This is a genomic window from Enterobacter chuandaensis (assembly GCF_003594915.1).
Classification (GTDB): Bacteria; Pseudomonadota; Gammaproteobacteria; order Enterobacterales; family Enterobacteriaceae; genus Enterobacter; species Enterobacter chuandaensis.
Window position 1 is genome coordinate 145,579 of the sequence record NZ_QZCS01000010.1, and the last position, 8,597, is coordinate 154,175.

The 8,597-nt window shown below is 52.4% G+C and carries 6 protein-coding genes, 1 tRNA gene and 1 rRNA gene; 6 read left to right on the forward strand and 2 right to left on the reverse strand.

Features of this window, described 5'->3' with window-relative positions; translation table 11 throughout:
* Positions 1-2: 2 nt before the first annotated feature.
* From D5066_RS16205 to D5066_RS16230, 6 genes are all read left to right on the forward strand, one after another.
* Entirely contained in the window at positions 3-3,116 is a 3,114-nt protein-coding gene (locus D5066_RS16205) for an efflux RND transporter permease subunit (protein ID WP_080328366.1), read from the forward strand.
* Positions 3,117-3,419: 303 nt separating this feature from the next.
* Positions 3,420-3,641, forward strand: a complete 222-nt coding sequence (locus D5066_RS16210; RefSeq protein ID WP_008502867.1) for a lipoprotein — start codon at positions 3,420-3,422, stop codon at positions 3,639-3,641.
* A 453-nt stretch (positions 3,642-4,094) separates the two neighbouring features.
* Positions 4,095-5,120: an amino acid ABC transporter substrate-binding protein gene (locus D5066_RS16215; RefSeq protein WP_119916511.1), complete on the forward strand. Its 1,026-nt coding sequence runs from the start codon at positions 4,095-4,097 to the stop codon at positions 5,118-5,120.
* Positions 5,121-5,186: 66 nt separating this feature from the next.
* Entirely contained in the window at positions 5,187-6,368 is a 1,182-nt protein-coding gene (locus tag D5066_RS16220) for an amino acid ABC transporter permease (RefSeq protein WP_119916512.1), read from the forward strand.
* Between the two features lie 9 nt (positions 6,369-6,377).
* Positions 6,378-7,481, forward strand: coding sequence for an amino acid ABC transporter permease (locus tag D5066_RS16225; protein WP_119916513.1), 1,104 nt, complete (start codon positions 6,378-6,380; stop codon positions 7,479-7,481).
* A 7-nt stretch (positions 7,482-7,488) separates the two neighbouring features.
* Complete coding sequence (locus D5066_RS16230) at positions 7,489-8,247, forward strand: amino acid ABC transporter ATP-binding protein (RefSeq protein ID WP_119916514.1); 759 nt, start codon at positions 7,489-7,491, stop codon at positions 8,245-8,247.
* Positions 8,248-8,353: 106 nt separating this feature from the next.
* Here the strand turns inward: D5066_RS16230 and rrf are convergent.
* Positions 8,354-8,469, reverse strand: a 5S ribosomal RNA gene (gene rrf / locus D5066_RS16235).
* 43 nt (positions 8,470-8,512) lie between these two features.
* A tRNA-Thr gene (locus tag D5066_RS16240) sits at positions 8,513-8,588 on the reverse strand.
* Between the last annotated feature and the right edge of the window lie 9 nt (positions 8,589-8,597).

Genomic DNA, 8,597 nt, shown 5'->3' on the forward strand with positions numbered 1-8,597 from the left:
ACATGGCTAATTTCTTCATTCAGCGGCCGGTTTTCGCCTGGGTACTTGCCATCATTTTGATGATTGCAGGCGGTCTGGCGATTCTCAAATTGCCCGTTGCCCAGTATCCGACAATTGCCCCTCCTGCCGTGGCGATTTCCGCAACCTACCCCGGCGCTGACGCCCAGACGGTGCAGGATACCGTGACCCAGGTTATCGAACAGAACATGAACGGTATCGATAACCTGATGTATATGTCTTCCACCAGCGATTCAGCAGGTAACGTCACTATCACCCTGACCTTCGAGTCAGGAACAGACCCCGATATCGCCCAGGTCCAGGTGCAGAACAAGCTGCAGCTTGCCATGCCGCTACTGCCGCAAGAGGTACAGCAGCAAGGGATTGGCGTTGAGAAATCCAGCAGCAGCTTCCTGCTGGTCGCCGGTTTTGTTTCGGACAACAAAAGCCTGACGCAGGATGATATCTCCGACTATGTCGCCTCGAACGTCAAAGATGCTATCAGCCGAACGACGGGTGTCGGCGACGTCCAGCTGTTTGGCGCCCAGTATGCGATGCGCATCTGGCTCGACAGCAACGCGATGAACAAATACCAGCTGACGCCGCTGGATATTATCAACCAGCTGAAAACGCAGAACGACCAGATAGCGGCAGGTCAACTGGGCGGTACGCCATCGGTTCCTGGACAACAATTGAATGCCTCCATCATCGCGCAAACTCGCCTGAAATCACCGGAAGAGTTTGGCCGCGTGACGCTCAAGGTGAACCAGGACGGCTCGATGGTTCACCTGAAGGATGTCGCTCGCATTGAGCTCGGCGGCGAAAACTACAATATGGTGACCAAAATCAACGGGCAGGCAGCAACCGGCCTGGGGATTAAGCTGGCAACCGGTGCAAACGCGCTGGACACCGCGGCAGCCATCAAGAGCAAGCTGGCGCAACTGCAGCAGTTCTTCCCGCAGGGGCTTAAGGTCGTCTACCCCTATGACACCACACCATTCGTGAAAATCTCCATTCACGAAGTGGTGAAAACCCTGTTTGAAGCGATCGTTCTGGTCTTCCTGGTCATGTACCTGTTCCTGCAAAACCTGCGGGCGACGCTCATCCCGACAATCGCAGTGCCGGTGGTTCTGCTGGGCACCTTCGCGGTTCTGGCGGCGTTCGGTTTCTCCATCAACACCCTGACGATGTTCGGGATGGTACTGGCGATAGGGCTACTGGTTGATGACGCCATCGTGGTGGTCGAAAACGTTGAGCGCGTGATGGTAGAGGACAAGCTGCCGCCGAAAGAGGCCACGCAGAAGTCGATGGAGCAGATCCAGGGTGCGCTTGTGGGGATCGCAATGGTTCTCTCGGCGGTATTTGTTCCCATGGCTTTCTTTGGTGGCTCGACAGGTGCCATTTATCGCCAGTTCTCGCTGACCATCGTTTCAGCCATGGCGCTCTCCGTCCTGGTTGCGCTGATCCTGACGCCAGCACTCTGCGCCACGTTGCTTAAGCCCGTCTCCGGCGATCATCACGAGAAGAAAGGTGGCTTCTTCGGCTGGTTTAACGCGCGCTTTGATAAGAGCGTGGAACACTACAGCAACAGCGTGAGCGGTATTTTGCGTAAGACAGGCCGTTACCTGGTGGTGTACGTCATTATTGTCGGTGGGATGGCGGTACTGTTCCTGCGCTTACCAACCTCCTTCCTGCCTGAAGAGGATCAGGGGGTGTTTATGACGATGGTTCAACTCCCGGCGGGTGCGACCCAGACGCGGACTCAGCAGGTTCTCGACCAGGTTCAGAATTACTATCTGACCAAAGAGAAGGCGAACGTTGAATCCGTATTTACCGTTAACGGCTTTAGCTTTAGCGGTCAGGGCCAGAACTCAGGTATCGCCTTCATCAGCCTGAAGCCCTGGGAAGAGCGTTCGGGTGAAGAAAATAGCGTTGAGGCGATCGTAGGCCGTGCAACGAAAGCGTTCAGTCAGATTAAAGACGGCCTTGTGTTCCCGTTTAACCTGCCTGCCATTATCGAGCTGGGAACCGCAACGGGCTTCGACTTCGAGCTGATCGATCAGGCTAACCTGGGGCATACCCAGCTGACGCAGGCTCGCAACCAACTGCTTGGCATGGTGAAAGAGCACCCTGACCTGCTGGTTCGCGTACGTCCTAACGGTCTGGAGGATACACCGCAGTTCAAGCTGGATGTCGATCAGGAGAAAGCGCAGGCGCTGGGTATTAGCCTCTCTGACGTCAACCAGACGATCTCGACGGCATTGGGCGGCACCTATGTGAATGACTTTATCGATCATGGCCGCGTGAAAAAGGTCTATGTACAGGCCGACGCAAAATTCCGTATGTTGCCAGGGGACATCAACAACCTCTACGTGCGCAGCGCAAATGGGGAAATGGTGCCGTTCTCATCCTTTAGCAGCGCGCACTGGGTTTACGGTTCTCCTCGTCTGGAGCGCTACAACGGCATGCCATCCATGGAGATCCTCGGTGAGTCAGCACCAGGTAAAAGTACCGGTGAGGCCATGGTGATGATGGAAAGCCTGGCGGCAAAACTGCCTTCCGGCATCGGCTATGACTGGACGGGAATGTCTTATCAGGAACGGCTTTCAGGAAACCAGGCGCCTGCCCTGTACGCCATTTCACTGATAGTGGTGTTCCTGTGTCTGGCTGCCCTGTACGAAAGCTGGTCCATTCCCTTCTCCGTTATGCTGGTTGTGCCGCTGGGTGTCATCGGGGCTCTTCTCGCAGCATCGCTGCGCGGGTTAAACAATGACGTCTATTTCCAGGTCGGCCTGCTGACGACGATTGGCTTATCGGCGAAAAACGCCATTCTGATCGTCGAATTTGCTAAAGACCTGATGGAAAAAGAAGGTAAAGGGATCATTGAGGCCACACTCGAAGCGTCAAGAATGCGCCTTCGCCCGATCCTGATGACCTCCCTGGCCTTCATACTTGGCGTCATGCCGCTGGTGATCAGCACCGGGGCCGGGAGCGGCGCGCAAAACGCAGTCGGTACGGGCGTTATGGGAGGCATGCTTTCCGCAACGCTTCTGGCTATTTTCTTTGTGCCCGTTTTCTTTGTGGTTGTCCGGAGACGATTTACCAACCATAAGGATTAACGTATCCCTCAAGGCACCGTTTGGTGCCTTTTTTATTTTTAATATAAACAATGAATTAGACATTACCGAATTGTAGCGTTAAAAATGCAGCTGTTTGCATTAAGTAAACATTCCCTTTTACCGCTCCATAATTTCTCCATGAATTTATCCTGAAAACGATTTTTCTCCATGATTTTTACAAAGTACATAATTTGAGATTATTCCTCGTGTAACGGCAACTTACCCTGGTGGTAAAATAACCTCCAGTTCGTTAATAGCCCTCCTGGCTTTGTAGCGAATGAGAAATAATACTGAGGTAACATCATGAAAAGATTCATTTCCGTCGCACTTCTCGCTGCGCTGCTTGCTGGTTGCGCGCACGACTCTCCATGTGTACCGGTTTACGACGACCAGGGTCGACTGGTTCATACCAATACCTGTATGAAAGGCACCACTCAGGATAACTGGGAAACAGCAGGTGCTATCGCCGGCGGAGCTGCCGCTGTGGCGGGTTTGACGTTGGGTATCGTTGCCCTGACGAAGTAACATTTGTTCAGAAAGCGCGGCTCCGGCCGCGCTTTTGCTTTTAATGAGTGCACTATTTTCCAGTAAGTAAAAAAATAGCCCCGTATTTATTCTTTCATGTAATTTCAACCGACCACAGTTAATATCTTTTTATTATACCCGATGTTTTTCACACGTTAATACTATTGAATACTCTGCCAATATTCACTTCAGAAACTATCTCTTCTTTTTATCTCATACCCGTTGAAACTTTTGCTCTGATTTGTGGCGCAGGTTGTAATTTCGCACCGTTTCGGGGCGCTCGTTTTATTTAAGCCTGTCTACACTCAGCATTAAGCGTTCACTCATCACGCATTTTGTTGAACGTAAAACTGGCATTACGTTTGCTTTATAAACGTTGGCCAACGCCACAGACAGGTAAAGCGTTTTAAGAAACGCCTCTATAACGATAAATTTCGCCACACAGGATGCATTATGAAAAAGACGATGATAGCCAGCCTGGCTGCTGCAGGCATGATGTTTGCCGTAGCCGGTCAAGCCCATGCGGGAACGACACTGGATGCCGTTAAAAAGAAAGGTTTTGTTCAATGTGGTATCAGTGATGGTTTGCCTGGCTTCTCCTATGCCGATGCGAACGGCAAATTTACCGGTATTGATGTTGATGTCTGCCGTGGCGTTGCAGCCGCCGTTTTTGGTGATGACAGCAAAGTAAAATATACCCCGCTGACGGCGAAAGAACGCTTTACGGCGCTGCAGTCCGGCGAGGTCGACATGCTCTCCCGTAATACCACCTGGACCTCCTCCCGCGACGCAGGCATGGGAATGTCATTTACGGGCGTGACCTATTATGACGGCATCGGCTTCCTGACCCACAATAAAGCGGGCCTGAAAAGCGCTAAAGAACTGGATGGTGCCACCGTGTGTATCCAGGCGGGTACCGATACCGAGCTGAACGTCGCGGATTATTTCAAAGCAAATAAGATGAAATACACCCCTGTGACATTCGACCGCTCGGATGAATCAGCCAAAGCGCTGGAATCCGGTCGCTGCGACACGCTGGCCTCTGACCAGTCACAGCTGTATGCCTTACGCATCAAGCTAAGCAACCCGGCTGAGTGGATTGTCCTGCCTGAAGTGATCTCCAAAGAACCTCTCGGACCGGTTGTCCGTCGTGGCGATGAAGACTGGTTCTCTATCGTTCGCTGGACGCTATTTGCCATGCTGAATGCAGAAGAGATGGGCATCAATTCGAAAAACGTCGATGAAAAAGCAGCGAATCCTTCCACCCCGGACATGGCGCACCTGCTCGGTAAAGAAGGCGATTTCGGCAAGGATCTGAAGCTGGATAACAAGTGGGCTTACAACATCATCAAACAGGTGGGCAATTACTCTGAGCTCTTCGAGCGCAACGTGGGATCGGAAAGCCCGCTGAAGATCAAACGCGGCCAGAACAATCTCTGGAATAACGGCGGCATTCAGTACGCGCCACCGGTACGTTAAGTCATTGTGGTAATGGGCACTGCTCTGGCAGTGCCCAATTCAGAGTCATGGTTACTGAGGTTTTTTATGTCCCATCGCCGCTCAGCCGTAAAAGGATCGCTATCCTTTTCTCATCCCGCGGTCCGCGCCTGGCTATTCCAGATTATTGCTATTGTTGCGGTTGTTCTCATCGCCGTGTATCTCATCCATAACACCATAACCAACCTGAATAATCGCGGTATTACGTCCGGATTTGCGTTTCTGGATCGCAGCGCGGGGTTTGGTATCGTTCAGCACCTGATTGATTACCAGGAAGGTGATACTTATGGACGCGTATTTGTAGTCGGCTTGCTGAATACGCTGTTGGTCTCAGCACTTTGTATCATCTTCGCGTCGATACTGGGCTTCTTTATTGGCCTTGCGCGCCTTTCTGAAAACTGGCTCCTGCGGAAACTGTCGACTGTGTATATTGAGACGTTTCGCAATATCCCGCCGCTGCTGCAGATCTTCTTCTGGTATTTCGCTGTGCTGCGTAACCTTCCCGGTCCCCGCCAGGCCGTCGATGCGTTTGAGCTGTTTTTCCTGAGTAACCGTGGGCTGTATATTCCTTCTCCTGAATCTGGCGAAGGGCTGTATCCCTTCATTGCTGCGATTGTGATAGCACTTGCTCTCTCTGCCGGGATATTCCGCTTTAACCGTAAACACCAGATTAAAACCGGTCAGCTTCGTAAAACCTGGCCCACGGCGGCAGTACTGATCGTTGGCCTGCCGCTATTGGCGCACTGGTTGTCTGGAGCCGCGCTGCACTGGGATGTTCCGCATCTGCGGGGCTTTAACTTCCAGGGTGGAATGGTGTTGATTCCTGAACTGGCAGCCCTGACGCTGGCACTTTCGATTTATACGTCCGCCTTTATCGCTGAGATTATTCGTGCCGGGATCCAGGCCGTCCCGCACGGGCAACACGAAGCAGCGCGCTCATTGGGGCTACCTCATACGGTGACGCTTCGCCAGGTCATTATTCCGCAGGCGCTGCGGGTCATCATTCCGCCCCTGACCAGCCAGTACCTCAACATCGTCAAAAACTCGTCGCTGGCCGCCGCTATTGGTTATCCGGATATGGTATCTCTGTTCGCCGGAACCGTGCTTAACCAGACCGGGCAAGCCATTGAAACTATCGCCATCACCATGTCTGTCTATCTGATCATCAGCCTGATGATTTCGTTGCTGATGAACCTGTATAACCGTCGCATTGCACTGGTCGAGCGCTAAGGATCTATGATGACAAAAGCGATACTGTCGCACTCCCCGCGCCCAACCAGCGTCACAGGGGGGCGTTTTATTCTCTGGGCGCGTAAGAATCTTTTCTCCAGCTGGAGCAACAGCCTGCTGACGCTTGTTTGCCTGTGGCTCATGTGGGAATTGATCCCACCTCTCCTGAACTGGGCATTTCTGCAGGCTAACTGGGTCGGTTCCACTCGTGCTGACTGCACGAAGGCGGGCGCATGCTGGGTGTTTATTCATGAGCGCTTCGGCCAATTCATGTATGGATTGTATCCCCATGAACAGCGCTGGCGGATTAATCTGGCGCTGGTTATCGGCCTGCTTTCTATCGCGGCCATGTTCTGGAAAAAGCTGCCGCATCGTGGACGCTATATTGCCTGCTGGGCAGTGGTATATCCCATTATCGTTTGGGTGCTGTTATATGGGGGCTTCCTGGGACTGGAGCGCGTTGAAACCCGCCAGTGGGGCGGTTTGACGCTGACGTTGATCATTGCTTCAGTGGGGATAGCTGGTGCGCTACCGTGGGGAATTCTACTTGCGCTGGGGCGGCGTTCAAAAATGCCGGTTGTACGCATGCTCTCCGTTATCTTCATCGAGTTCTGGCGCGGCGTACCGCTTATCACCGTTCTGTTTATGTCTTCAGTCATGCTGCCGCTGTTTATGGCGGAAGGCACAACGATCGACAAGCTGATCCGTGCCCTGGTCGGTGTGATTCTTTTCCAGTCTGCCTATGTTGCAGAGGTTGTGCGAGGTGGTTTGCAGGCATTGCCTAAGGGGCAATATGAAGCCGCAGAATCACTGGCGCTCGGTTACTGGAAAACGCAGGGACTGGTCATTCTTCCACAAGCACTCAAGCTGGTCATTCCGGGGCTGGTTAACACTATTATTGCCCTCTTCAAAGATACCAGCCTGGTGATCATTATCGGATTGTTCGATCTCTTTAGTAGCGTGCAGCAGGCTACCGTTGACCCTGTCTGGCTGGGTATGTCCACCGAGGGATATGTCTTTGCCGCACTGATCTACTGGATCTTCTGTTTTAGCATGTCGCGCTATAGCCAGCATCTGGAAAAGCGCTTTAACACCGGGCGTACACCGCACTGAGGAAATTATGAGCCAAATAACTATGACACCCGCCGACGCGATGATTACGCTGGAAAACGTCAATAAATGGTATGGACAGTTTCATGTCCTGAAGGACATCAATCTTAAGGTGAAGCAGGGCGAACGTATCGTTCTTTGTGGGCCTTCCGGTTCAGGAAAATCAACAACCATTCGCTGTATTAACCATCTTGAAGAACATCAGCAGGGGCGCATTGTGGTTGATGGTATCGAGCTGAATGAAGATGTCCGCAATATCGATCGTGTACGGCAGGAAGTAGGTATGGTGTTCCAGCACTTCAATTTGTTTCCCCATCTGACCGTTTTACAAAACTGCACGCTGGCCCCCATTTGGGTTCAAAAGATGCCGAAAAAGGAGGCCGATGCGCTGGCTATGCACTACCTGGAACGAGTGCGTATCGCTGAACATGCCAATAAATTCCCAGGGCAGATATCCGGCGGTCAACAACAGCGCGTGGCTATCGCCCGTTCGCTGTGTATGAAGCCTAAAATCATGCTGTTTGACGAACCGACATCTGCGCTGGATCCGGAAATGGTGAAAGAGGTGCTGGACACGATGATTGGGCTGGCACAATCCGGAATGACGATGCTGTGCGTGACGCATGAGATGGGTTTTGCCAGAACGGTAGCAGATCGGGTGATCTTTATGGATCGTGGTGAAATTGTTGAACAGGCACCGCCGGATGAATTCTTTGCGCATCCTAAGTCTGAACGTACGCGGGCATTCCTGTCGCAGGTGATTCATTAGTCGTTTATTCTGCCGGGTGGCGGCTTCGCCTTACCCGGCCTGCCGTTTTTTCGACGCATAAACGCAAAAAGGCCATCCTTTCGGATGGCCTTCTCACTTATTTGATGTCTGGCAGTTCCCTACTCTCACATGGGGAGACCCCACACTACCATCGGCGCTACGGCGTTTCACTTCTGAGTTCGGCATGGGGTCAGGTGGGACCACCGCGCTAAAGCCGCCAGACAAATTCTTTTACTTCTTGCCGAACTTTAACCTAAGTATAAAGTGGTGCTGATACCCAGAGTCGAACTGGGGACCTCACCCTTACCAAGGGTGCGCTCTACCAACTGAGCCATATCAGCACGCTAAAT

Bases quoted from the DNA above. Each gene is read 5' to 3' on its own strand.
- D5066_RS16210 (WP_008502867.1), top strand. From the start codon at position 3,420: ATGAAAAGATTCATTTCCGTCGCACTTCTCGCTGCGCTGCTTGCTGGT.
- D5066_RS16220 (WP_119916512.1), top strand. From the start codon at position 5,187: ATGTCCCATCGCCGCTCAGCCGTAAAAGGATCGCTATCCTTTTCTCAT.
- D5066_RS16230 (WP_119916514.1), top strand. From the start codon at position 7,489: ATGAGCCAAATAACTATGACACCCGCCGACGCGATGATTACGCTGGAA.
- D5066_RS16205 (WP_080328366.1), top strand. From the start codon at position 3: ATGGCTAATTTCTTCATTCAGCGGCCGGTTTTCGCCTGGGTACTTGCC.
- D5066_RS16225 (WP_119916513.1), top strand. From the start codon at position 6,378: ATGACAAAAGCGATACTGTCGCACTCCCCGCGCCCAACCAGCGTCACA.
- D5066_RS16215 (WP_119916511.1), top strand. From the start codon at position 4,095: ATGAAAAAGACGATGATAGCCAGCCTGGCTGCTGCAGGCATGATGTTT.